Below are 24,388 nucleotides of genomic sequence, written 5' to 3'. Positions count from 1 at the left end.
AGGCACCTAACGCTTCCTAAAATGTTCTCTTCATCTCTACTGCTTTCAGGCACCTAACGCTTCCAAATTACTCTCTTCATCTCTTCTACTTTCAGGTACCTAACGCTTCCAAAATACTCTCTTCATCTCTTCTACTTTCAGGCACCTAACGCTTCCAAAATACTCTCTTCATCTCTTCTACTTTCAGGCACCTAACGCTTCCAAAATATATCCATCTATGTCCTTATGTCTCTCTTTAATTGCCGACCACGCTGTCCCTAGATCCCTCGAACCTGAAATACTTCATGTTCTTCCTGATTTAAGATGGCTCACGTTGTACGCATAACCTAATCTTTAACTCGCTGTATCTTCGGGTCAAATTACACATAACGTTCTTGTATTCACGACGCCGAAAGGCTTAAGCTGCCCTTCTGGTCAAGCGAAGCGACCAGGTTGCCGGGTGGCTCCGCCACTTAGCCTTGCAGGTGTGTCCGGACTGAGTTACCCGCGGCTCTTCTTCTTCGGATCCGGACCGAGGGGCGAATGCCCCGATGCGTGAGTACAGTGTTATGTGTAGTTTGACCTTTCGCCTCATGTTGCCTTTCGCTTCATCTGCTTCCGAGCTCGAACCCCTCTTGAGAAAAGTCCGCTCACGTTCATCGCACCTCACAACCACCAAGTCTCGCTCGCCATCTGCTTCCATGAACACTTCTTCGATAATCCCTCATGCTTCCGCTACAATGCCTAATCTCGCGGTTCCTAGACACCGACAATCTCTGCTTCCCCGAATAATCTCCCTTGCTAAACTAACCTATTCTTACAACATTCAGGCACCTACCGCTTCCTAAAATATTCTCTTCATCCCTTCTACTTTCAGGCACCTACCGCTTCCTAAATACTCTCTTCATCACTTCTACTTTCAGGCACCTAACGCTTCCTAAAATGTTCTCTTCATCTCTACTGCTTTCAGGCACCTAACGCTTCCAAAATACTCTCTTCATCTCTTCTACTTTCAGGTACCTAACGCTTCCAAAATACTCTCTTCATCTCTTCTACTTTCAGGCACCTAACGCTTCCAAAATACTCTCTTCATCTCTTCTACTTTCAGGCACCTAACGCTTCCAAAATATATCCATCTATGTCCTTATGTCTCTCTTTAATTGCCGACCACGCTGTCCCTAGATCCCTCGAACCTGAAATACTTCATGTTCTTCCTGATTTAAGATGGCTCTCGTAGTACGCATAACCTATTCTTTTACTCGCTGTATCTTCGGGTCAAATTGCACATAACGTTCTTGTATTCACGACGCCGAAAGGCTTAAGCTGCAGTTCTGGTCAAGCGAAGCGACCAGTTTGCCGGGTGGCTCCGCCACTTAGCCTTGCAGGTGTGTCCGGGCTGTGTTACCCGCGGCTCTTCTTCATCGGATCCGGACCGAGGGGCGAATGCCCCGATGCGTGAATACTGTGTTATCTGATGCTCCGTTTTGATATGCCCAAGCAAGATCTTATTAGGTTTCTCCCCCCCCCTTCTTTTGACTTAATTTCTTTCGCTTCTTTTAGATTCCTTTTATTCAGTCATTCTTTAATTACGGCGACTCGAAAACGACTCTTTATTCTACCGGTTGCCGTAACGTTCTGCCGAAGTAACTGGACGCTCCAACTAACTATGTGGTTCATTTTTTCAATTCCAATCTTTTTATTTCATTTATTTATTCTACGGCGACTCCAACTTGTCTCCTTATTCTAATGGCTGGCGTAACGTTCTGCCGAAGTCGCACCATTCTCCAACTAACTATTTCATCTATTCAATTTCTTAGACATGTTTTGTCGCAGTGTTTATTCTTTTTTGGTGTTTAGGGGGAGGGGAGAAAACCGTCATGAGGCCTTTCCACTGCCTCATGAATCAGATCTTGCGTTCCGCAACCGTCCACTATTATCCTGGACGATTTCGGATGGGCGTCTCTCCATTGTGTTACTTCAGGAGTTTCAGATAACAACTTATTTACGTATACAGAAAAGCTTAGAATAAGGGGTGTTTCTGTAGGTGGTGCTTAAATTCGTAATTAATGAGGGGAGTTTCTGCACCTGCCGCCCCATCCCTCACTCCCCCATCTGGTCCAGAGGGCTCTTGATGCGCCGGACATCCTTGACGCTCACATGGGTGTAGCGCTCGGTCGTACGGCTGCTCTGGTGGCCGAGGAGCTCTTGGATGTAGCGGAGGTCGATGCCGCCCTCTAGCAAGTGAGTAGCGAAGGAATGGCGCAGCGAATGGATGCTGACCTTCTTCTTGATGCCGGACGCGGTCAGCGCTTGCTCGAACACCTTCTGAACCGATCGCTCAGTTAAGTGAGTCCCTTCGTATTGGCCTGGGAATAACCATCGGTCCAGCTTCTCCTTCGCTACATACACTTGCACCACCTCCCATGCTGCTTCTGACAAGACCGTCAACCGGTCCTTCCTGCCCTTGCCTTGTCGAATTCGTAAGGTCTTGCGCTCGTGGTCGCAATCCTCTGGCCGCAACCGTACTACCTCCCCCACTCTTAGACCAGACGAATAAGTTAGATATAGGATGGCTCTGTGCTTCGGATTAGTTAATGCCTTGAGCAGTCGCATGACTTCGCTCAGTGACAAAATATCCGGCAGCTTATTCTCCTTCTTAGGTCTTATGTAAGGGGTAGAATCACGGTAGAGCAGCACCTTCTCTAGATAGAACTTGATAGCGCTTATGGCTTGATTGACATACGAGTGCGAGCGCTTCTGTTCGAGCAGATGGAGTGAATAGGTCTGAAGCTGGTTGTGAAGCCGTTGAGCTTGAGGTGACTGATGTGACCGATGTGACTGAGTAGGAAGCAGCTTATTCGTATAACCTATGAATCTCACAACTTGGCCGGTATACACCTTAATCGTCTTCTGACTGTATCCTCTTAGTTGCAGTTGTTCTCTCAGTCTCTTCTTGTGGACAATATCCCAAGGCATTCCATTAGGGATAATTTCTAAGCTAGGCCCAACTAGATTAGATTCGCTGACTGAAGGACCATCACTACTGTTTGATCTAGATGCCCTGCTAGAATTGGTTGGACTCTTTGGGGTTGATTCATTTGAGCCATTTGACCCACTTGAAGCTGATACATTTGAAGTTTGGAATGAGTTCGTTGGACGAATGACACCTGATGTACTTGCTGTACTTGCTGCACTTGCTGCACTTGCTGCACTTGCTGCACTTGCTGCACTTGCTGCACTTGCTGTATTACCAGCATTACCTGCTCTAGCTTCTCTACCTGAATTAATTCCTATATCCCTGCCAACAAGCAAGTAACATTCACTGGTTAACACCTCATCCCACTGAACTCTGCGGCCAGCGAATGTGACGAGTAGATGCTCAACAATCTGCATCGTGTAGGGCACGCTCCACACTAATTCAGACTGTTCCCACTTCCTTCCTGGAATTGCACGAATCTTGTCTAAGTCCTCTGTGTTGAACTTAATTAACTTGACTCCCAATGTGTCCGAGGATCGCTTGTTTATAGATATTTCCATATGCTTACTCCTTCCCATTATAGCATTCTCTTCTAATTACTGGATACTGTGAAAAAATCGTCCGAACACTCTCTGTGTCCGTGCTAATTCCAAATAAAATACGAGTATGTTCTTGGAAGGAAGGCCAAATCGCACAGGGTTCTAGGCCAGAATATGGATGCTGCCGAATAAAAAACGGGAGACCCAGCCGTCCCGTGAAGGACAGCCGAGTCTCCCGATGCTATCGGTGAAACCAATTGCTATAAAGTTAGTTGCACTTGCTGTAGCCGCAGTTGCTGCACTGCTTGCAGCCTTCGACGTTCAGCAGCGAAGCGGAGCCGCAGGATGGGCAGAGATCGCGCGAGCTAACCTCGCCGCTCTTGTACCCAGCCGAGGCTGGAGCCGCGGCAGCTGCTGGCGCAGTCAGAGCAGCCGGCGCTGCACTCGCAGGTAGCGGTGCCGAAGAGGCAGCGGCCTGCTCGCTGACGCTGTCCATGTGGATCTCGAGCGACTTCGCGACCGCGTCCGCGATCGACTCGACGCGGTTGGCGCCGAAGCCGATGGCGCCGGTGCCGCCGATGCCCTTGAGATGCTTGATCAGCAGCTTCACCTTGTTGCCATGATCGCCGTAGCGAAGGAACAAGGAGCATACGCGGCCCAGCGCTTCCGCCATGGCGAATACGTCGGAGCCGGCCTTGCCTACGTTCAGGAAGATCTCGCTCGGAATGCCGTCGAGATCGTTAATCGTAATATAAGCCATGCCGAACGGCGTATTCACCTTGTAAGTGGCGCCTCGCAGCACTTGCGGACGACGCTTGTATTCCTTATCGAACACCTGCTCTGCAGCCGGTGTAACCGCCGCGTTCAACGTGGCATTCAGCCCGCCAATTGCACCGGCATCCGCGCTCGCCGCAGTCAGAGCCGCTGAACCTGCCGCAGTGTTGCCGCCTGCAGCACTGTGGCCGCCTGCACCAGCAACGCTCGCTCCCGCTAGTCCAGCACCTCCCGCGCCAGCACTCGCTTCCACGAGTCCAGCATCCGCAGCACTAGCACTTGCTCCCACCAGCCCAGCATCCGCATCACTCGCGGCTTGCGGTCCATCAGCTGCGGCAGCAGCCGAAGCTGCAGCCCCGTCCTCTTCCTTCTTCGAGGAAGTAGACAGCACCTGCACATCGCGGCTGCCGTCGCGGTAGATCGTGACGCCCTTACAGCCCAGCTCGAAGGCAAGCTCGTAGAGGCGCTTCGTATCCTCGACGGTGAAGTCGCTCGGGCAGTTCGCTGTCTTCGAGATCGAGCTGTCTACCCAGCGCTGAATTGCCGCCTGAACACGGATATGATCTTCGGCCGAGAGGCTCATCGAAGTAACGAAGTAATCCGGCAGCTCCTGCCCCGGATGCGCATCCGTCCACTCCTGCGCGATCGGCACATACTGCTTGTCGAAGCCGAGACGGCTCTGACGGAAGTATTCGAAGGCGAAGTAAGGCTCTATGCCAGTGGATGTGCCCACCATCGTGCCCGTACTGCCTGTCGGCGCTTGGGTAATGACCGTGACGTTACGCATCCCACGCTTCTGTACCGCTTCTCCCACTTCAGGGAACTCAGCGACCATATTCTTCATGAAGCCGCTCTGCAGGAACTTCTCGGCATCGAAGGCCTGGAACGAACCTTTCTCAGCAGCAATCTCAGTCGAAGCCATATACGATTCGCGGGCGATGAAGCCGTATATCTTATCCAGGAATACGAGTGATTCCGGGCTTCCGTAGCGAATCTTAAGCTTAATCATCAGCTCTGCCAGTCCCATCGTACCCAGACCGACGCGGCGCTCGAGCTTCTGGTTCGCTTCATTCTCAGGGAAGTGGTACGGCGTCTTGTCGATGACATTGTCGAGGAAGCGCGTCGACCAGCGGGTAACCTTAGACAGCTCATCCCACGCGACATCGCCCGTCTCTTCATCATAGAACTTGGACAGGTTCATCGCAGACAGGTTGCAGACGCCCCAGCCTGGCAGTCCTTGCTCGCCGCAAGGGTTCGTACAGATAATTGGGTTGAAGTACCACGAGTTGGACATCTGATTATAGTATTCCATGAACACAACGCCAGGCTCAGCGGACTTCCAAGCCGACTCCATAATCGTATGCCATACGTCGCGCGCGCGGACGGTCTTGTAAGGAATGACCTTCTTGCCAAGCTGACGCCAGGCTTCAAGATCCCCATTCCACTGCTCGTCATACGACGGATCCTTCGTATCCGGGAACACGAGCTCCCAGTCCAGATCCTCCTTCACCGCGTGCATGAAGTCATTGCTAACGCAGACCGACAAGTTTGCATTCGTCACTTGGCCCATCGTCTGCTTGACGGTGATGAAGTCCATTACGTCCGGATGCCAGTCGTTAATCATAAGCATGAGCGCTCCGCGGCGGGAACCTCCCTGCTCAATCAGTCCAGTCGTATAGCTGAACAGTCCGCCCCAGGATACGGCACCGCTGGATGAACCATTGACGCCGGCTACGATTGAACGACGAGGACGAAGGGACGACAGGTTAATGCCTACGCCGCCGCCGCGCGCCATAATCTCTGTCATCTCGGACAGCGTCTCCATGATGCCGCCGCGGCTGTCCTTCGGTGACGGAATGACGTAGCAGTTGAACAGCGTTAACTCTTCGCTCGCTCCCGCTCCTGCTGCAATTCTACCGCCAGGCACAAGCTTCCAGTCTTCTAAAATATAACGGAACCGCTCGCTCCACGTTTTCTGCTTCTCTTCGGTATCCTCGACAGAAGCCATCGCGCCAGCTAGGCGGTCCCACATTTCTTCCGGTGTTTTCTCAATCGTTAAGGTTAGCTTCTCAACCGATGACTTGACCGTATCTCCACTGCGCAGCCGCACCGTTACTTCACTGCCGCTCCGCTCGATTACTTCGCCGACTTCCTTAGCCGGGAACTTCGGGTCATCCTTCGTTAAGACCAGGACGACGTCTCCTACCTTCGTCTCTCCTGAATCGGCATTCTTCCAAGCATACCGGTCCAAAAATATTTTCTCGCTTAACCCTTCAAGCTTGCTTCCCCGTGTCGTCTCCAACTTCGTGACAACCTCCCTCTCCGATGCACCGCTATCCATATGTCGTTAGTTGCTTCATCTATTGTATGATATTGGTACAATATATTGTGTGCGTTTCTCATTATACTATACTACATATGGGGCCACATCTATGGATTTCGGGGAATTTGTCGATTCTGCCTGCTTACTCCTCTTCTATCTCTCTCTTGCTTGTCCTACCTCTTTTTTTAACCCTTTCTTATAAAAGCTTATGAAAAGGCAATACTACTCCTATCTAACTGGGCTGTGAGAGAGGAGCTGCAACGACACATGTCTTCATCTATGAATTCCCCTGCAAGCGCTGGACAACCAGGTGCGGCGGGACGCAAGCTGCATCCGCTCGTTGATCTGCAGTTCGACCATGCCTGGTTCGAGGAGCTGCAGAGCCGTGCCGCCAAGAACGGTCCATGGGATGACTGGACGTTATATCAGCTCGCGGTTGAAGCGGAGCAAGCGAAGCGGATTGAGAGCTTCGATCAGCTGCTCTGCATGCGCAGCCTCCCATCCTTCGAGCCGATGGAGCATCAGATCTCTACGGCCCGCAAGGTTGTCCATGAGATGGGCGGACGTGCCATCCTCGCGGATGAGGTAGGGCTTGGCAAGACGATTGAAGCCGGGCTCGTGCTGAAGGAGTACATGGTCCGCGGGCTCGTGCGCAAGGCGCTCATCCTCGTTCCCGCTTCTCTCGTGCTGCAATGGGTCCGCGAGTTGAATCAGAAGTTCGGGATTGCCGCCGTCGCGCAGAAGAAGGAGCATACCTGGCAGTACGATGTCGTTGTTGCCTCGATGGATACGGCCAAGCGCGACCCGCATCGGGAGCTGCTGCTGAACATGGATTATGACCTGATCATCATTGACGAGGCGCATAAGCTGAAGAACAAGAAGACGACCAACTACCAATTCGTCCTTCAGCTTCGCAAGAAGTACTGCCTCCTCCTCACCGCGACGCCGATTCAGAACAATCTCGATGAGCTGTTCAACCTCATCACGCTGCTGAAGCCGGGCCAGCTTGGCGGCCAGAGCGACTTCGCGGCCAACTTCGTCGTGGACAAGCGACAGCCGAAGAACGAGGATCAGCTGCATGAAGCGCTGTCCGGCGTCATGATCCGCAACCGCCGCGGAGATGGCGGCATCCACTTCACGAAGCGGTTCGTGAAGAACATTCCGCTCATCCTCTCCGAGGATGAGAAGGCGCTGTACGACGCCGTCACCCGGTTCGTGAAGGAGCGGTATGACGAGAGCGGCGGCGACCTGTCGAGCGCGCTCTCCCTCGTCACGCTCCAGCGGGAGGTGTGCTCGTCACGGGACGCAGTGTTCCTCACGCTCGTGAATATGTTCAAGAAGACGCCGGAGGATTCGCCGATGCGGCCGAAGATCTGGGAGCTGGTCGAATACATCCGGGGGATCAAGTCCAACACGAAGGCTGAGAAGGCGATGGAGCTTGTCAAGGGGATGGATGATAAGGTTATTATTTTCACCGAGTATCGGGCCACTCAGGAATATCTGCTGAACTTCTTCCGCACGAATAATATGATAGCGGTGCCGTATCGGGGCGGGATGAATCGGGGCAAGAAGGATTGGATGATGGATCTGTTCCGTGGGCGCGCTCAGGTGCTCATAGCGACAGAGGCTGGCGGCGAGGGCATTAACCTTCAATTCTGCCACCATATGATCAACTTCGACCTGCCGTGGAATCCGATGCGCGTGGAGCAGCGAATTGGCCGCGTACACCGGCTCGGACAGACCGAGGATGTGCGAATCTATAATCTATGCACGCTGGGAACGATAGAGGAGCACATCGTCTCGCTGCTGCATGAGAAGATTAATCTGTTCGAGCTGGTCATCGGGGAGCTGGACAACATCCTCGAGCGGTTCGAGCAAGGGGATGGAACGCTGGAGCAGCGTCTGGCGCGGATGCTGCTGGAGTCAGAATCGAACTCGGAGCTTCGTCATGGGATTGACCATCTCGGCTCTTCCCTGAACCGCATTCGTGAGGAAGTGAAGAGCGAGCTCCCTCTGGAGCCTGCGGCTGACGCGCCGTTCCGCTCAACCTTGAACAACCTGGGCCAGACGGTGGAGGTGCGTCCGTGAACGAGAAGCTGATTCATAAGTTCGTGCATCGCTACCTCGAAGCGACTGGGTGCACGATCGTAGAGAAGTCGCCTGCGCACTTCACGGTGAAGCTGTCTCCGCAGGCGGATCGGCAGCTGACGAACCGTCCCTACTATTGGAGCTTCGTGGATCGCACAGGAGCTGAGCCGGAGACGATGTCGTATCTGCTAGTCATCGACAAGGATAAGTATGATGCCGCGATGGAAGAGCCGGCGAAGGAGGAGCCCCCAGCTGATGCTCAGGAAGCAGCTGCACAGTCCATCATCGGCCGAAGCCTGGGGTATGTCCATGGTTCGCTGAACACCGTCCGTCGCATTCCGCGAGAGGATCTGCACTTCGGCTCACGCAAGCTGGAGCAGCTGTTCGACTCCTCGAGAGAAGGCGGCAGCTATGTGTACTTGTTCCAAGAGCCGGATCGCCGGGCAGCTAGTCCTCTCAGCTCGGTTCCCTATACCGCATGGCTCGGTGTCAATATGAAGGTGGAGTTCGCCTGTGACCGCAAGCGCGAGGAGATTCACAGCTTCGGCGTCTCGCTGGCTACCGGACACTGCGTGGAAGGGTTCCACGAGCAGCTGCTCGGGCTGAAGCTCACGCCTAGACTGCCTGCGAACGTTCATCTGACGAAGAATGGCATCTCCTATAGCAAGGCGCTGGCTATTATGGAAGGACTGCTGGAGAAGAAGCTGAAGACGTACGATTACAGCTGGGCCGCCGACGCAGCCGCCCGCCTTCAGGAAGAGCTGGAGCGTGTCGAAGGGTACTTCGAGCCGCTGCTTGCATCCGCCCTGGAGGAGAATCGAGAACCGATTCAGGAGCAATATACGCAGAGATTGGCAGAGATTAAGTGGCAGTATGAGCCAAGGGTGACGGCTTCCACCATTAATTGCGGGATTTTTCACCTGGCAGGTATTGATTAGGCTAGAAGCTGACGGATTATGCCCTAATGGGCCAAAAAAAGGCACACATTCCCCATCGAGCTCCCGACAGCAAGCAACAGCCTTCGGCGGGCTTGTCCTCTACAATAGGGGTAACTCTAATTCGGTCTCAAGAAGGAAGGACGATTACGATGCGCATCCGGCTCCCCCTCTCTATCCTCCTGCTCCTTACCCTGCTCGTAAGCGGCTCTGGCCTCACGGCTGTCTCTGCAACCTCTGCTAACATGGCGGTTGCAGCTGTAGGAGCAGCTCCCCCTAAGACAAGCCTCCTGCAGCAGCATGTAGAACGATGGATCGGTCAGCTGTCGAAGAACGATGCGTTCCACGCTTGGCGCGGTGCAGGCTATGAGACGTCCCCGCTCGGACCAGGCACACATAGCTGGCTCGTCCTGGTGAAGCAGAAGAAGGTGACGGTCGGGTATCTCGTCGTGCAAGCATTGGATGATGGTGGATTGTCTCTTGGTGAATATGGCCTCGGCAGCCACCCTCTCTACGATGCGATTGTGCTGAGAGGAGCCATAGAGCGTCTCGAGCTGGAGCGGGCGCCGCTCTCCGCGGTTCGGGAATATGTCCATCCGCTGCTGGCGGTATGGAAGGTGAAGACGGACTCGGATTCCTTCGAGTATGCGGATGCAGCGAGCGGGGAGTGGCTCCCTCTCGGTGAGGAGCTGTGGAAGGAGACGAGGCTCGCGGAAGCTAACGTCCTTGGGGACGGATTGAGGAGCTTGACAGCAGCGCTTACAACAATGCGGACGAATGAGCCCTTCGATGTGTACGACAGGATGCCATGGCTCACGGCCTCTCCTCTATCTCTGTCTATGGATGCTGAAGGCTCAGGTCGGTCCGCTGGACGAGGTGCTGGAGGTGGTGCTGGAGGTGAAGCAGGAGGTCAAGCGGAAGTAAGCTTCACATTGCCTGCCCTGCTCGACAGCGATGAACAGATCAGGTACGCTGCCGAGCGTTATGAGGGGACTGCCTTATTCGTCTGGTCCGTCATCGGCTACCATGGGTGGAACGAAGGGACTGTCTATGCCGCGCTGCAATCCAGCGGTGAGGAAGACCATGTGCGTTATATCCCCCTTACTCTGCTCGCTCGGCTAGGATCGTTCTATCGTTGACGGCTTGTCTGCTTCTTCCACCACATCATAACGCCAACCGGCCCCCAGCCGAACCAGCGTGTCAGCCAAGGTTCTCTTGTGACCTTTGCAGATGCTCTGGTTTTTTCTCGTTCTTCACGCGGGGTCTCGATGTAGGTGACGACTCTCTGCGTCATATACTTGATCAGTTCATCGCTCTTAACAACGGCCATATCGGTATGCCTCCTTATCAAGATTGTTATCTTAAGCTTGCCCGCATGCTTCAATGGTCATACGTGTATGACATTTCCTCTGTTGAGCCACGCTATGAACAAGGAACTCTAGATTAACGAACCCGACGGTTAGAGGAGAGAGATGAATGTCTAAGAAGTGGATGATTAGATATGCGGTTACGACGGGGCTGACCGCATCCTTGCTGCTAGGCAGCATGCCCTTGCCGGCTGCTCCCTCTGCGAAGACTGTCTCCGCCACACCGCAGACCCGCGCCTTCATTCCGGATGAAGCTTATCCTGCGCATCATTGGACAACACCATCTGTCTCTGTGCTCATTGATGCCGGCCATGGCGGAATTGACGGCGGAGCGTTCCATGAGGATGTCCTGGAGAAACATATTAATCTAGCCATCGCACGCAAGCTCTATCTGCTGCTTCGCAGTCAGGGAGTGAACGCCGTCCTTAACCGGACGGGCGATTATGCGCTCAGCGACGACAATGGGTGGCATAACTCGCGTTCACGTCATCAGCGTGACCTGTCACAGCGTACGGAGCTTACGGGAGAGATTCATACTGAGATGCTCCTCAGCCTGCATGTGAACTGGTCTAGGAGCCCTGCCGTGCGCGGACCGCTTGTCCTCCATCAGGACAATGGCGAGAGCGCCCTGCTTGCCTACTGCATTCAGGATGCGCTGAATGTGCAGCAGAACAAGGCCTACCTCCCTAGGAGAGGCAAGCCGTTCTATCTGCTGAACCGGGTGAAGCAGCCGGCCGTCATCGTCGAGATGGGGTTCATCTCGAATGCCGAGGATCGGGCCATGCTGACGAACGTACATCAACAGACTGTCATTGCCTCGGCCATCGCCTCAGGGGTGAGGCATTATAAGCTGCTCGCTCATTAAGTAATTGACTAAGCTCGATGTCTTAACGAATTCAGCGCTGGATCTAAGCTGTGGAATGGACTGCTGCAGCACAGACGCGGTTATCCGTCCAGGGGGCCCTACATGCCCGATAACGATACAGCTGTCATCCTGCTCGATACACTTGCGCAGCATGCCGATCTGACCGGATATATGCTCGGCTGTGTATACATCATCGAGGAATACATCATTCGAGAGCAGCGGGACATCCAGCTCCTTCGCTACCTTCGGTACGACGGTCTTGTACGTCGTCCGGCTGTCCAGGAAGAACAGGCCATGCTCCCTGCAGACGGTCAGGACGATACGCATGATTCTCTCGTCAGCTGTAATCTTAGAGCCCATGTGATTGTTCATGCCGATGGCGTGCGGGACGTCCTTAATGGCGTCCTCTACCCGCTTGCGAATCTCGCTATCGCTTAGATCCGAGGTCAAGGCGCCGGGACCGAGCCAACGCTTCAGCCCGCGGTTAGGCTCCATCGGCATATGGATGATGACATCATTGCCCAGCTTGTAGGCTGCCTCTGCATCCTGCTTCGTCGTCGGCATGAAGGGCATGACCGCCGCTGTGAAGCGAACGGGAAGCTTCAGCATCTCCTCCGTCCCCATCATTCCGTTGCCGAAGTCATCGATGACGATAGCGACTTGATGGAGAGATTGCTTGGCATGCTCGGGGGCCTTGTATATGCCGCCCTTGGGGGCAGGGGCAGGAACTGGGGCCGCGTATGCTCCTCCTGGATTAGCCGCCTGCGTGGATGCCAAGGTTGATGGCAGCTTAGATGCCGGCTCAGCTTGCGCTTGCGGGGCCGAGAGGCCAACAAGCATGACTGCTAAGAGCAGTGTATGGAGCCGGCATTGGCTGGCGCTTCGCCAGATGGAGCGGACCGTGCAGCTGCGGCGGGCCTCCAAGCGACGGCCCTCCACGCAGCTGCCCCAGAGTGCTGAGAGGGGCTGGCGCAGGGCGCTCTGCCAGATGATGCGAATAATCCGGTAACGACTCCTTGTACGGTTGACTCGTCTAATCGTTGTCATAAGTTGTTACACCTCCACATGTTGTCATTGTGTGTGGAGAGGAGGTAATTTATCCACGAAGAGGCCAAAAAATAAAGAGAGTCTCCCACGTGCTGCTGCACGTAAGAGCTCTCTCTTAGTCCTCTATGAATGTTACTTGTCCGTCCTGCAAGGACGCGATCCGGGCAAGTGATTCCACCCGGTAACCAAGCTCGAGCAGCTTATCTCTGCCCGGCTGGAAAGACTTCTCGATCACAATGGCAATGCCGACGACGGAAGCGCCTGCTTGCTCGACAATTCTAGCCATGCCAAGCGCTGCCTCGCCGTTCGCGAGGAAGTCGTCAACGATGAGCACGCGATCCTGTTCACTCAGGAACTTGCGCGACACTGTAACCTCACTCTCCTCCTGCTTCGTGAAGGAATAGACCCGCTCCGTGTACAGATCATCCCGCATCGTAAGCGACTTGCGCTTGCGAGCGAACAGGAGCGGCACCCCAAGCTGCATCGCTGCCATGACGCCCGGTGCAATACCGGATGACTCAATGGTGAGCACCTTGGTCACCCCGCTCTCAGCGAAGAGAGACTTCAGCGTCGTGCCAATGTCCCACATCAACTGGGGATCAATCTGATGATTCAGGAACGTATCCACCTTCAATACTCCGTCGCTCAGGACAGTGCCTTCTTGCTTAATCTTCTGAATGAGACGCTCCACGTTCTACTCTCCTATCCTATCTTATCTTATCCCCTATCCCTAGTCGAAAAGATCGCCGAACACATCGAGTACGGTCTTCTTCTTCTTATAAGGATAGCCATGCTTGCCGTGCCCGTACTGGCCTTGACCATAGCCGTAACCGCCTTGTCCGCTATTCCCGTAGCCGGGAGCTGGCGCAGAGCCATACCCTTGCGTTGATCCAGATCCAGTGCCGTAGCCTTGCTGTCCTGCACCGTAACCTCCCGGCTGCGGAGCCGGAGGCTGTCCGTACCCGGGTGTCTGATTGCCGTATCCAGGAGCGGGTGTACCATAACCAGGCGCTGGCTGTGCTGGCGGATAGGCAGGTGCGGCAGGTGCGGCCGTTCCCGGCGCTCCACTGGCTGGGATGCTTCCCAGCTGCTGCTCCAGTCGCTGAAGCTCGCCTTGCATCTCATGTACACCCTTCATGAGCTTGTCCAGCTCTCCCCGGTCGAGCCATACTCCCTTGCAATCCGGACAGACATCGATGAGCACGCCATCCTTCTCTACTTCGCGCATGCGGACTTCTTCACAGATTGGACATTTCATGACGTACCCACTCCTCGTCGCTATTCGATATAACTTCCTCGCGGGTCAGTCGCCGCTTCCATATGATGCGCTCGGCTGACCTTCACCACTCGCTTGTTCATACGCCGTATCGCGACATGCTTCTCATCCCATGCCACGACGATTCCCATCACATCATTAAGCTCTATCGCATCTCTCACGATGCGTACTCGCTCGCCGCTCTGGCGGTAATGCTCGAGCTGCTCGTCCTGTATCATTCCCTTACCTTCTTCCGCATCCTATGTACCCTGCCATGTAACTGAAGTACAGAGAGGACCTCAATGAGGAGCTGCTGCATCCACCCTGAGGTCCTCTATGATTCGAGTTAGCTTACATGTTCCTTGCTGTCATTCGTCTCGTACCAGTCATCCAGCACACGTGAAGACATAACACGCTTGCCAATATAGTCGACTTGCCGCTCTGTGAATTGTTCCTTCCAGCTCATCTCCAGCTCTTCGCACAGCTTCACGATCGTAAGCAGCTCAGACCACGCGACATATCGTTTGTACCAGAAGAATTGCGGGTGTTCAATCATATAAGGATAGAGATCATCGAATTCCGTATGCTTGCAATCGAGCGCACGCTCGAAGTGAACTTTGGCATCCTGCAGCTTCGTGTTCATAAATTCAGCAGACATGTTCCCCATAATTGTTGTACCTCCCCTTCTTCGCTTAAGCCTAGTATAAGTCATATATTCGCTCTGGAACAGTAGCAAAGTGCTGGAATCTAGTCCTCGAAGGAGATAATCCCATCGTCCAGAGAAGAGATTCTCACGAGTGATTCCACTCGAATGCCTTGCTCCCGAAGCGTCCTGGCTCCCGCCTGGAACGACTTCTCTACCACAATGCCGAGACCTGCCAAGTGAGCGCCAGAGCGCTCTATGATCTTGATGAGGCCGCGCGCAGCATCTCCGTTAGCAATAATATCATCAATGAACAATACCCGATCCTGCTTCGTTAGAAACTGCTTCGACACCATAATATCAGTCACAATGCCCTTGGTGAAGGACGGTACTCGCTCGCAGTAAGCGTCCGGGTCAGCTATTAACGTCTTCTTGCGCCTTGCAAAAACAAGCGGAACGCCCAGCACCGAAGCGGTAGCGAAGGCAGCCGGAATACCGGACGATTCCACAGTAATGACCTTCGTAATCTCTTGCTCTGCGTAACGCTTCGCGAACTCCTTGCCCATCTCCATCGTCAGCAGAGGATCGACCTGGTGATTGATCAGTGCATCCAGCTTCAGCACGTCGCTAGACAGCACTGAGCCTTCCTGTAATATGCGTTGTTTTAGACTATCCATTGTTCGATGTCCCCTCCACCTGAATCCTTTTGGTTAACGTACCATAGGTTAGGAGCGCTGTGCAACCCATATGGAAATAAAGTCATGCTTGTCTGCACCTGGGCATAGGTTGGTAGTACGAGGATGAACGGAGGACAAGCCAATGTGGAGAAGAAGCTTAACGGTGCTGCAGGTGGCCGCTACTTATATGGGTACGATTGTCGGAGCGGGGTTTGCTACGGGACAGGAGATTTTGCAGTTTTTCACAAGGTATGGGTACTGGGGTGTAGGGACGATAATGCTGTCGACGGGCTTGTTCATCTGGCTCGGTTCGAAAATGATGCTCATCGCCAGCGACATTCGCGCGAAGTCCTATGAGGACTTGAACAAGGTGCTGTTCGGTGATCGATACGGGCGGTGGGTGAGCCACTTCATGCTTATTATTCTGATGGGTGTGACCGCCGTCATGCTGGCAGGAGCCGGCGCGATCTTCTATGAGAATTGGAATATCTCCTATCAGACCGGGCTGCTCATTACCGTTGCCGCCTGCTTCCTGCTGCTTCGCAAAGGGATGAGCTCCATCCTCGCTGTCAACTCCATCGTCGTCCCGCTCATGCTCCTATTCACCGTGTTCATTATGGCCGATACGTTCTCAACGCCGGAAGCAGACCGCTTCCTCACTATGCCGACCGACTACTCCCCTTGGGAAGCATGGACCGCACCCTTCCTGTACGCCGCGTTCAATCTGTCTATGGCCCAAGCTGTCCTCGTGCCGCTGGGTGCTTCGATTCGGGACCGCAAGGCTATTAAGATTGGGGCATGGATTGGCGGCATCGGAATCGGATTCATGCTGCTCGTCGGACATATTGCGCTATCGGTTCATATGCCCGGCGTACAGCAATATGCGATTCCGATGGGCGGGATTGCGAGGCAGCTAGGCAACAGTGTGCAGTGGATCTATATTATTCTCATCTTCGCAGAGATCTTCACGACTCTCATCGCTGACATCTATGGCCTCACCCTCCAGCTGGAGGAGCGGCTGAAGTGGTCGAGAAGCCTCATTACATTCGTCATCCTGGCTATCTGCTATATGGCGAGTCAGATCGGCTTCGGCACGCTGCTCTCCACTCTCTACCCAATGTTCGGCCTCATCAGCCTCGGATGGTTCATCCTAATGGCCCGCAAGCGGGTCATGCGAGGGTAGGGTTGGGAGGCTGCTCTCCACCCTCTACCCGCTGTTCGGCCTCATCAGCCTAGGCTGGTTCATCCTGATGGCCTGCAAGCGGGTCATGCAAGGGTAGGGTTGGGAGGGCGCTCTCCACCCCTACCCGCTGTTCAGCCTCATCAGCTTCGGCTGGTTCATCCTGATGGCCCGTAAGCGGGTCATGCGAGGGTAGAGCTGGGAGCGCGGAGTTGGAGGGAATAGCTTGAGAGGGGTGCTATACGCTCACAATGTCCACTCCGATGCGGGTACAGCAGTATCCATTGCATGCACTCTCCTCGCACGGACAAGCAGATATGCCGATGATGAGATCCTGTTCGGCCCGCAGCTCGACGTAATCGCCAGCCTTCGACAACGGCACTTCCACTGTTATCTTGCCAGCTTCATCTGCCTTCACATTCATGAATATTCCCAGCGGATAATGCTGATTCGGAGGCTCGATCCCGAACGCCTTCAGCTCACGGTTCAGCGTCTCATAGCAGCTTGGATGGTTGCTCCGGCCATAGAGCAGCTCGTACATCTCAGAGCGGCAAGCCGCATTCGTGAAGTCATGCCTGCCTACTTGATCCTTAATCAGCCGAAGCATCGGCCTATAAGCCGTAGAGTAGAGCAAGTCATCAGGCTCAGGCTGGGTCTTGCGGATGACATCCATCGTGACCGCAGGGTCAAGACGCTCGAACAGATCATGTGCCATGTAGGCGACGAAGTCTGCCACCTGCTGCCCATCTAGATCTGTAATCCTCACAACCTCACCCTTATTAAGTCGCAGTGCGACCCCTTGCCTTGCTTCCACCACCCAGTGTCTCTCCTCCATACACAATGCCTCCTTCAATCTAAGTTCATCCTTATAAAGTTCATCCTTATAAGATGGCTTAGGAAGGCAGCATTATACAGTTAGCTCACTAACCAACCCCATCTAGTTGCTGCAGCATCTAGTTCCTGCAGCATCACATTGTGATGCTATAGCTCTCAACTAACCCCATCTTGCTACTGCAGCATCGCATTGTGATGCTATAGCTCTCCACTAACCCCATCTTGCTGCTGGAGCATCGCATTGTGATGCTATAGCTCTCAACTAACCCCGTCTTGCTGCTGCAGCATCACATTGTGATGCTATAGCTCTCAACTAACCCCATCTTGCTGCTGCAGCATCGCATTGTGATGCTATAGCTCTGAACTAACCCCATCTTGCTGCTGCAGCATCGCATTGTGATGCTATAGCTCTCCACTAACCCCATCTTGCTGCTGCAGCATCGCATTGTGATGCTATAGCTATCAACTAACCCCATCTTGCTGCTGCAGCATCGCATTGTGATGCTATAGCTCTCAACTAACCACATCTTGCTACTGCAGCATCGCATTGTGGTGCTACGGCTATCAACCAACTCCGTCTGTAAGGGGCGTGAGACCCTTGTAGACGGGATTTAGCTAGTTGGAGGTGTGTGTAAGGGTCGTGATGGACCCTTATAGAGTGAAGTTAGGTGGTTGGAGGTGTCTGTAAGGGTCTTGAGGAGCCTTGCAGAAGGGATTTAGCTAGTTGGAGGTGTGTGTAAGGGTTGTGAGGACCCTTGCAGGAGGGGGTTAGGTAGTTGCTGGAGTCTGCAAGGGTCCTCAGGACCCTTACAGATGCGATTTAAGTAGTTGGAGGTGTCTGGAGCCATCTCCCTATTGTTGCTGCAGCATCACATTGTGGTGCTATGGTATATGGGTTAACTCAACGTGTGTGTGATGGCGTTCGGATTCCGTGCTAAGATCGTATCCCGGACATGAGTATGGCAAGTCAGCACAATCACTTGGCGATGAGCGGACAGCTCGGCTAACACTGACGAAGCGGCATCCAATCGATCCTGATCGAAGTTGACGAAGAGATCGTCCATCAGCATTGGCAGCGATACATCCGGAGAAGCTTCATGAGCTAGTGCAAGCCGCATGGCTAGGTACACTTGCTCGGCTGTCCCCCTGCTAAGCATGAAGTGGTCTACCATTCGACCTTGGGCATTCTCGAGCTGAATCGTGGATTCACCCGGTGTAGCAGCTACACGCACATAGTTCCCTTGTGTGAAAATCTGAATGTAGCGGGAAGCCTCGCGAAGAACCGCAGGCTGGCGTTCCTCCTCGTAGATTCGCTTGGTCGCAGCAAGGAGCGCAGCCGTCGTAGAGAGCAGGGCATAGCGATCCGCTTGCTTGTCCAGCTTCGTCATTAGCATCTCACGCTGCTCCTGAAGTCTTCGCTGCTCCTCCTCCTGGAGCAAGTGATCCAATGATTGGCGGGTCCGTCCCCGCTTATCCAGCTGACTTATCAGCTCTCCTTCGTACACTTGCAGCTCCTGCATCGTGTCACGGCTGAGCCGCTCCAGCTCTTCCCCGTCATGCGCTTCAAGCAGTTCGAGCAGTCGGCCTCTTCGCTCCTCCGGCATTCCCGCGAACATCTCAAGCGACAGCTTCGCATAGTGTTGATCAAGCTCGTGGAGAGCCGCGCGATCTGCCAGCGCGGCGATGAACTCGGGCTCGGAAGCGAGTCCCGCCTCGCGGATGAGCTCCGCCATCTCCGCCTGAACGGCTGTCAGGCGGAGATCTTGATCTTGAACGGCCAGCCGCAGCTCGGCAAGCCGTTCATCGATTCGGTGAGCCTCGGCCTGCAGCGCGGCCTGGCTCCTCGTCTCCGCTTGCAGCAGGCGAAGCGCAAGCGCGGGGTCTGCAGCCAGCTGGCGGCCGGCCTCGGCGCTGGCTGTGCATAGGGCTGCAGCTTGCTCGCGGAACGCAGTAAGCTGTATGTCGGCGGCGCGCTTCCTCGCGGCAAGCCGGTCGGCGCGCTGGAGATGCTGGAGCGCCTGCTCCGCGAGGTCGAACACCTCGAGGGCAGCATCCGGAGACAGCTGCTCCGGCAGCTCTCTTGCAGCAAGCCAGCTCCGCCATTGCTGCGCGGCTGCTTCACGGCTGTGCTGGGCGGCTGCATAGAACTCCCTGCGTTCAGCCAGCTGCTCCCGAATGCGGGCAAGGCTGCGGGATAGCTGCTCGCGAGACGCGCTGTCATTCTCCCTGCGCAGCAGCTCCTCCAGCTGCCCTTCGACGGCAGCTTGCAGCTCGCTGCGAACTTGGGCTGCAGCTCGTGAGTGCTCATCAAGCTCAGCAGCTCCACTCGGCATGCTAAGCAGAGCTGCTGCTGCTTCTCCAGGCTCTCGAACGAGAGCATGCAGCGCTCGCTCTACACGCTGCCCCCTCTCGCGCAGCCTGGCACTGCCGCCAGCAGCAGCGGACAGCGTGCCTGCGGCAGCGGTCAACCCGCCTCCACCGCCAGCTCTGCGAGAGCGATCGCTGCCATGCGGCTTCGCCCTCGCTCTCGCAGCGGCCAGCACCCCCAGCGCCAGCGCAGCCGCGGTAATGACCGCTGCGCCGGCGCCCAAGACCGGGCTCCCCCCGCCAGCTCCGCCGCGCGAGGCCGCGCCCAGCGCGAGCGCGGCTCCGCCCGCCGCTGCGGCTGCCGCCCACAGCGGCGCCGCTCCGCCGCGCGCGACCCTTCCGCGGCTCCCCCCCGCTTCAGGCTCCGCTCGCACCCGCTCGAGCTCCCACTCGCGGAGCGCCGCGTCGAACGCGTTCCACGCGCTCTTCAGTGCCTCACGAGTCTGAGGCACGAACCCCATCTGGCGAACAGACGCATGTTCGCCATGCGCAGTCAAGCCCTGCAGGGCATAGACCGCTTCCTGCTCCTGCGCAGAGAGGGCACGCAGCTCTGCCGCTATTCGCTCCTCTGCCTTCGCAGCTTCCATGGCCGCTTGCCTCGCCTCGCGGACATACTCACGATCCGCAACTCCTGCGCGGAACGCCCGAAGCTGGTCCTCGCTCCAATCATCCGAGATTAGCTGAAGCAATCGTCCGACCGCCTCAATCTCCCGAATCCGGTCGCTGTTCATATCTCGGCTGTCCTGCTCCAGCTGTCTCATACTCTCCGCGGACAGCATCAAGCTCTCCACTTCATCGGCACTCTCCAGCAAGGCATCATTCAGCATCATTCCGGACCGCTTCTGCTGAAGCAGCTGAAGCTCTCGACCCAGCTCCTCCAGCCTCTCGCGTCTGCGCTGACGCTCCTCGAACAGTGTCGACCAAGAGCTTCGTCCTTCCATCGACACCCCATCCGAGTATGCGAGAGTCTCTCTCCTCTGCGCCAGCTCCAGCTGCTTAAGCCACAAGTCACGTATACGTCCTGCCTTGACGAGCTCAGCCGACTGTTGCTGCAGACGCGGCACCTCAATCTCAAGCTCGCCTATTCGGGCATCCAGCGCTTGCAGCTGTGACTGAAGCTGGTTATACACGTCAATTCCACTAATCTGCCTGCGCAGTGCTTGATCCGTCTCCTCCAGCTGCTTCAGCAGCTGATTCATCGATTGATTGCTGCCACGTGGCTTGAACAGCACATCCATCTCTTGACTAAGCTTCTTCTGAGCCTCCGCAATCGCTTGTCCGCCTTCCCATCCGGCGTTATACAGCTGCTTGCCGAGCTCCTCTCCTGTAATCGCTCCAATCTCCTGCAGTTCCGTCAGTGTTATGGCGAACAGCTGGCGGTACACTCTCTCTGATATGCCGCCGAGGAATCTTCGCTCCCAATCCGTCTGACTAAGCGTGAATCCTGTATCTTCTACGCTGTCCAGCGTCCGAATGAGCAGCTTCCCGCTGGCAGCAGCATAACGCTCCAGCCGGTAACGGCTCCCGTCCTGTCCACGGAATAAGAGCACTCCGCCATGATTGCCGCCATGTATAGGCTCCTGTCGCTCTGCGAGCTGATTCCTCCTGGCGAACCCGAACAGCATCGTTCGCACGAAGGAGAACATCGTGCTCTTCCCTGCTTCATTCGGACCATACAGCACGACAAGCGGCGCATCCAGGTTACAACGCATCTTGTTCAGCTTACCGAATCCATCCACTTGGGCCTCTATGAGCCTCATCTGCCTTCACCGCCCAATTCTCACGTATCGCTCTCCAGCCCGAAGGCCTCTTCTTCCTTCCAAGCTTCCTCTGCAAGCAGAAGAAGCTTTGCTTGCTTACTTGCTTGCTTACCTTGCTTTGCTTGCTTACCTCGTCTCGACTTGCCTCTGCTTACCTCTGCCTGCCTTGCTTACCTCGACTTGCCTCTGCTTACCTCTGCCTGCCTTTGATTGCCTCTACTTGCTTCTGCCACTCCAGCTATCTCTCTCCATCTCTAAGTCTCAATCTTACCTGCATTCGCTTCTACTGCAAGCAGGTGAATGGCGAGCTCGCTTGCCTTCCTTAGCCGCTCCTGCGGATGCTTATCCCACTTGCTGCGCAGCAGACGGCCAAGCCTCGCATGTCCAGTCAGAGGCGCGACAGCTTCGTCTGTCAGCGCACGGAGCCGTCCTTCATCCGCTTCCATACGTGCTGCCAAGCGAAGCATCTCACCGATGAAGCTGTCTTCCTCCTCCAGCAGTTGCCGAGAGTACTCAGGTGCAGTCGCAGCTTCCAAGTGATACACCCATCCGGCTTCAGGCTGTTCCAAGCACAACTCCTGCAGCTGCTCGAGCAGCACACTCACGGTCACCGCGCTCATTAGCTCATGATGCAGCCTGCCCGTGCCAGTGAGCACGAACCTTAGCATGACCGTTGACTCGCCCGCCTTGTCCAGCTCCTGCAGCAGCACCTCCTGCAGACGATTGGCCAGTTCATGCTCGGTATGCAATCCCCCAATCGGGACTTCGATATCCGACCATAACACCTCATGCAGCTCACAGAACGTCATGACGAGCTCACCCGTCTCACGAACCTCATTCACATAGCATCCCTTCGCACCTTGCTCGCGGGAATGCCGGCCTTGTGTATTGCCTGGGTACACAACATGAGGATATGTATGTAGAACCGCTCTCTTGTGGATATGACCCAGTGCCCAGTAGTCATATCCCTTGGAGATGAGTTCAGTCAAGGAGCAAGGCGCATAAGGATCATGCTCTGCATCACCGTTCACATTGCCGTGCAGCATAGCGATGTGGAATGGAGCTCCTGCCGCCTTCACATACCCTGCCGCTAGATTATCAGTCACATGACGAGTCCCGTAGGACATCCCATATACAAAAGCAGCCAGCTCACCGTCTCTGCGGTAAGCCGGCTCATAGGTCATTCGATCCGACCCGAATATCGTGACATTGCTCGGCAGTCTCAGACTCGCTCTTGCACCGCTCAGAGGATCATGGTTACCGTGAATAACGAACACTTGTATGCCATGCTCACTCAGCTTCTCCCACTCTCGGACGAGCGCCAGCTGCGCCTTAAGCGAACGGTCCGCCTCATCGAACAGATCGCCGGCGATGACCATGAAGTCAACCTTCTCCCGGATCGCGGTGTCGGTCAGACTCCGAAGCGCCCCGAAGGTAGACTGCCTCAGACGGTCTTGAATCCCTTCAGGCATCTGAGACAGCCCTCTGAAGGGACTGTGCAGATGCAGGTCTGCCGCATGAATGAACCGGAAGGGGACCGCCATCAGCCTTCCACTTCCTTCAGCGACTGATAGACCTTCTTAAGCTCAGAGATGACGCGGGTAAGTGAGTACACCTTCTTCGCCTTGTCCCACCCTGATCGAGCCAGCTGGTAGCGGTATGTCGGGTCGGTAACGACCTTCTCCAGCGCGTCAGAGAGGGCAATCGGATCCTCAGGAGGAACGAGCAGTCCGTTCACCCCATCCTGAATCTGCTCCGCAATCCCGCCGACATTCGTCCCGACGAGGGCGAGCCAGCACAGCGCTGCCTCAGCGAATACGGAGCCGAACGCCTCCGCTCTCGACGGAAGGACGAAGATATCGAAGAAGGGCATGAATTCCTCAGGATGAAGCATATAGCCGTAAAAAATAATATCATCATATAAGTTCAATTCGACAGCCAGCTCTTCGAGTTCCTTGCGAATCGGCCCGTCCCCGATAATATGAAGCACGAATGGATGGCCTCGCCGCTTCAGCTCCGCACAGGCGTGCAGCAGAATATCTAGCCCCTTAGCAGGTACGAGCCGGCATACGGTTATGAGCTGAGGTACCGCATTCTCGTGGGCGCTTGGCTTGAACCGCTTCTCATCGAAGCCGTTCGGAATAACCTTCACCTCATCAGGGTGCTTTAGATATGGCGCCATATATTGACGGAAGGATTCAGATACCGTTAGCAATCTATCAGCTTTTTGCTCCAACTCTCCGTATATAGAAGTAAGGAACTTGTGCTCTATACTTCCCTCTGTAATTCGGCCGTTCAGCATGAGCTCCCTCTCATAGCTGGAGTGAATCGTAACGGCGAGCGGAGTGTCCGGGTATAGCTGCTTCATCACCAGCGCCGCTATCGGATGATGAGCATGAATCAGGTCGTACGACGGATTCTTAAGCCTCATTCGGGTCCACCACACATAATCGCGGTACGTTTGCAGGTATTTATCAACAATTGGATTGCCTATATAAGGGGTGATATCAAATGTATCGAATACGACCTCTTCTTGGCCTTTGCCCCGAACTCGCTTCGGTAAGGAGAATAGCTCCATCTGCCAGCCGACCTTCTTGAATCGGTCCTGGATGTATGGAATCATGGAGGACACCCCGCCTGGCTGCTCCGGCGGGAAAAACAATGCTTGTAAAATATTCATTCGAGCTGCCCCCTTCGTGTAACCTGCTTCTTTTCGTCTGGCTTTTATCATGATATAGTAGAACATATGTTTCTGCAAAGCTTTTGTAACAACTAACC

General features: G+C 54.9%; 18 protein-coding genes and 1 pseudogene. 6 read left to right on the top strand and 13 right to left on the bottom strand.

Going from position 1 to position 24,388, the window contains the following annotated elements:
* Positions 1-2,079 precede the first annotated feature (2,079 nt).
* Positions 2,080-2,955 carry a tyrosine-type recombinase/integrase gene (locus ACFO9Q_RS10835; protein WP_379181719.1) on the bottom strand — a complete coding sequence of 292 codons (876 nt, stop codon included), beginning with the start codon at positions 2,953-2,955 and terminating at the stop codon, positions 2,080-2,082.
* 184 nt (positions 2,956-3,139) lie between these two features.
* Here ACFO9Q_RS10835 and ACFO9Q_RS10830 point away from each other — a divergent pair, with 184 nt between their 5' ends.
* Positions 3,140-3,295, top strand: a complete 156-nt coding sequence (locus tag ACFO9Q_RS10830; protein ID WP_379181717.1) for a hypothetical protein — start codon at positions 3,140-3,142, stop codon at positions 3,293-3,295.
* Positions 3,296-3,763: 468 nt separating this feature from the next.
* On the opposite strand, the gene ACFO9Q_RS10825 is transcribed toward ACFO9Q_RS10830, so the two are convergent.
* Positions 3,764-6,610: an adenosylcobalamin-dependent ribonucleoside-diphosphate reductase gene (locus ACFO9Q_RS10825; protein WP_379181715.1), complete on the bottom strand. Its 2,847-nt coding sequence runs from the start codon at positions 6,608-6,610 to the stop codon at positions 3,764-3,766.
* Between the two features lie 249 nt (positions 6,611-6,859).
* Here ACFO9Q_RS10825 and ACFO9Q_RS10820 point away from each other — a divergent pair, with 249 nt between their 5' ends.
* The 3 genes from ACFO9Q_RS10820 (at position 6,860) to ACFO9Q_RS10810 (ending at position 10,754) form a co-directional block, all read left to right on the top strand.
* Positions 6,860-8,680, top strand: a complete 1,821-nt coding sequence (locus ACFO9Q_RS10820) for a DEAD/DEAH box helicase (protein WP_379181713.1) — start codon at positions 6,860-6,862, stop codon at positions 8,678-8,680.
* The gene (locus ACFO9Q_RS10815) at positions 8,677-9,618 is read left to right on the top strand and encodes a YqhG family protein (protein ID WP_379181711.1); all 942 of its coding nucleotides are present in this window, start codon (positions 8,677-8,679) and stop codon (positions 9,616-9,618) included. The genes ACFO9Q_RS10820 and ACFO9Q_RS10815 overlap by 4 nt, the downstream gene beginning before the upstream one ends.
* Before the next feature lie 149 nt (positions 9,619-9,767).
* On the top strand, positions 9,768-10,754 hold the full coding sequence (locus ACFO9Q_RS10810) for a hypothetical protein (protein ID WP_379181709.1): 987 nt from the start codon (positions 9,768-9,770) through the stop codon (positions 10,752-10,754).
* Here ACFO9Q_RS10810 and ACFO9Q_RS10805 read toward each other — a convergent pair.
* On the bottom strand, positions 10,745-10,945 hold the full coding sequence (locus ACFO9Q_RS10805; RefSeq protein WP_379181707.1) for a YqzE family protein: 201 nt from the start codon (positions 10,943-10,945) through the stop codon (positions 10,745-10,747). The two genes, ACFO9Q_RS10810 and ACFO9Q_RS10805, sit on opposite strands and share 10 nt — an antisense overlap.
* Positions 10,946-11,091: 146 nt before the next feature.
* Here ACFO9Q_RS10805 and ACFO9Q_RS10800 point away from each other — a divergent pair, with 146 nt between their 5' ends.
* On the top strand, positions 11,092-11,847 hold the full coding sequence (locus ACFO9Q_RS10800) for an N-acetylmuramoyl-L-alanine amidase family protein (protein WP_379181705.1): 756 nt from the start codon (positions 11,092-11,094) through the stop codon (positions 11,845-11,847).
* Here ACFO9Q_RS10800 and ACFO9Q_RS10795 read toward each other — a convergent pair.
* The 6 genes and pseudogenes from ACFO9Q_RS10795 to ACFO9Q_RS10770 all read right to left on the bottom strand — a co-directional run bounded on the left by ACFO9Q_RS10795 (position 11,812) and on the right by ACFO9Q_RS10770 (position 15,469).
* Positions 11,812-12,687 carry a divergent polysaccharide deacetylase family protein gene (locus ACFO9Q_RS10795; protein ID WP_379181721.1) on the bottom strand — a complete coding sequence of 292 codons (876 nt, stop codon included), beginning with the start codon at positions 12,685-12,687 and terminating at the stop codon, positions 11,812-11,814. The two genes, ACFO9Q_RS10800 and ACFO9Q_RS10795, sit on opposite strands and share 36 nt — an antisense overlap.
* Positions 12,688-13,009: 322 nt before the next feature.
* Positions 13,010-13,585, bottom strand: coding sequence for a xanthine phosphoribosyltransferase (locus tag ACFO9Q_RS10790; RefSeq protein ID WP_379181703.1), 576 nt, complete (start codon positions 13,583-13,585; stop codon positions 13,010-13,012).
* 423 nt (positions 13,586-14,008) lie between these two features.
* Positions 14,009-14,152 (bottom strand): annotated as a pseudogene (locus ACFO9Q_RS10785) (zf-TFIIB domain-containing protein); the annotation flags it as partial.
* 20 nt (positions 14,153-14,172) lie between these two features.
* Positions 14,173-14,388 (bottom strand): hypothetical protein, encoded by a 216-nt coding sequence (locus ACFO9Q_RS10780; protein ID WP_379181701.1) that lies wholly within the window; start codon positions 14,386-14,388, stop codon positions 14,173-14,175.
* Between the two features lie 107 nt (positions 14,389-14,495).
* Positions 14,496-14,816: a hypothetical protein gene (locus ACFO9Q_RS10775; protein WP_379181699.1), complete on the bottom strand. Its 321-nt coding sequence runs from the start codon at positions 14,814-14,816 to the stop codon at positions 14,496-14,498.
* Between the two features lie 80 nt (positions 14,817-14,896).
* Positions 14,897-15,469, bottom strand: a complete 573-nt coding sequence (locus ACFO9Q_RS10770) for a xanthine phosphoribosyltransferase (protein WP_379181697.1) — start codon at positions 15,467-15,469, stop codon at positions 14,897-14,899.
* Between the two features lie 142 nt (positions 15,470-15,611).
* On the opposite strand from ACFO9Q_RS10770, the gene ACFO9Q_RS10765 reads away from it, so the two are divergent.
* A complete protein-coding gene (locus tag ACFO9Q_RS10765) occupies positions 15,612-16,652 on the top strand; it encodes a hypothetical protein (RefSeq protein ID WP_379181695.1) in 1,041 nt (346 codons plus the stop codon).
* Between the two features lie 235 nt (positions 16,653-16,887).
* On the opposite strand, the gene ACFO9Q_RS10760 is transcribed toward ACFO9Q_RS10765, so the two are convergent.
* The 4 genes from ACFO9Q_RS10760 to ACFO9Q_RS10745 all read right to left on the bottom strand — a co-directional run bounded on the left by ACFO9Q_RS10760 (position 16,888) and on the right by ACFO9Q_RS10745 (position 24,290).
* Entirely contained in the window at positions 16,888-17,484 is a 597-nt protein-coding gene (locus ACFO9Q_RS10760) for a DUF1989 domain-containing protein (protein WP_379181693.1), read from the bottom strand.
* 895 nt (positions 17,485-18,379) lie between these two features.
* A complete protein-coding gene (locus ACFO9Q_RS10755) occupies positions 18,380-21,610 on the bottom strand; it encodes an AAA family ATPase (RefSeq protein ID WP_379181691.1) in 3,231 nt (1,076 codons plus the stop codon).
* Between the two features lie 254 nt (positions 21,611-21,864).
* Positions 21,865-23,154, bottom strand: a complete 1,290-nt coding sequence (locus tag ACFO9Q_RS10750) for a metallophosphoesterase family protein (protein WP_379181689.1) — start codon at positions 23,152-23,154, stop codon at positions 21,865-21,867.
* Positions 23,154-24,290 (bottom strand): glycosyltransferase family 4 protein, encoded by a 1,137-nt coding sequence (locus ACFO9Q_RS10745; RefSeq protein WP_379181687.1) that lies wholly within the window; start codon positions 24,288-24,290, stop codon positions 23,154-23,156. Before ACFO9Q_RS10745 ends, ACFO9Q_RS10750 begins: the two co-directional genes overlap by 1 nt.
* Positions 24,291-24,388: the final 98 nt, after the last annotated feature.

It is taken from the genome of Paenibacillus sp. GCM10023252, from assembly GCF_042653305.1.
Lineage (GTDB): Bacteria > Bacillota > Bacilli > Paenibacillales > Paenibacillaceae > Pristimantibacillus.
This window is presented reverse-complemented; position numbering and strand designations above follow the sequence as displayed.

Coding starts and splice junctions, on each gene's coding strand:
- ACFO9Q_RS10835 (WP_379181719.1), bottom strand. CDS start 2,955: ATGCCTTGGGATATTGTCCACAAGAAGAGACTGAGAGAACAACTGCAA.
- ACFO9Q_RS10800 (WP_379181705.1), top strand. CDS start 11,092: ATGTCTAAGAAGTGGATGATTAGATATGCGGTTACGACGGGGCTGACC.
- ACFO9Q_RS10770 (WP_379181697.1), bottom strand. CDS start 15,469: ATGGATAGTCTAAAACAACGCATATTACAGGAAGGCTCAGTGCTGTCT.
- ACFO9Q_RS10825 (WP_379181715.1), bottom strand. CDS start 6,610: ATGGATAGCGGTGCATCGGAGAGGGAGGTTGTCACGAAGTTGGAGACG.
- ACFO9Q_RS10775 (WP_379181699.1), bottom strand. CDS start 14,816: ATGGGGAACATGTCTGCTGAATTTATGAACACGAAGCTGCAGGATGCC.
- ACFO9Q_RS10830 (WP_379181717.1), top strand. CDS start 3,140: ATGACACCTGATGTACTTGCTGTACTTGCTGCACTTGCTGCACTTGCT.
- ACFO9Q_RS10795 (WP_379181721.1), bottom strand. CDS start 12,687: ATGCTTGTTGGCCTCTCGGCCCCGCAAGCGCAAGCTGAGCCGGCATCT.
- ACFO9Q_RS10805 (WP_379181707.1), bottom strand. CDS start 10,945: ATGGCCGTTGTTAAGAGCGATGAACTGATCAAGTATATGACGCAGAGA.
- ACFO9Q_RS10745 (WP_379181687.1), bottom strand. CDS start 24,290: ATGAATATTTTACAAGCATTGTTTTTCCCGCCGGAGCAGCCAGGCGGG.
- ACFO9Q_RS10810 (WP_379181709.1), top strand. CDS start 9,768: ATGCGCATCCGGCTCCCCCTCTCTATCCTCCTGCTCCTTACCCTGCTC.
- ACFO9Q_RS10820 (WP_379181713.1), top strand. CDS start 6,860: ATGTCTTCATCTATGAATTCCCCTGCAAGCGCTGGACAACCAGGTGCG.
- ACFO9Q_RS10760 (WP_379181693.1), bottom strand. CDS start 17,484: ATGGAGGAGAGACACTGGGTGGTGGAAGCAAGGCAAGGGGTCGCACTG.
- ACFO9Q_RS10755 (WP_379181691.1), bottom strand. CDS start 21,610: ATGAGGCTCATAGAGGCCCAAGTGGATGGATTCGGTAAGCTGAACAAG.
- ACFO9Q_RS10750 (WP_379181689.1), bottom strand. CDS start 23,154: ATGGCGGTCCCCTTCCGGTTCATTCATGCGGCAGACCTGCATCTGCAC.
- ACFO9Q_RS10780 (WP_379181701.1), bottom strand. CDS start 14,388: ATGATACAGGACGAGCAGCTCGAGCATTACCGCCAGAGCGGCGAGCGA.
- ACFO9Q_RS10765 (WP_379181695.1), top strand. CDS start 15,612: ATGTGGAGAAGAAGCTTAACGGTGCTGCAGGTGGCCGCTACTTATATG.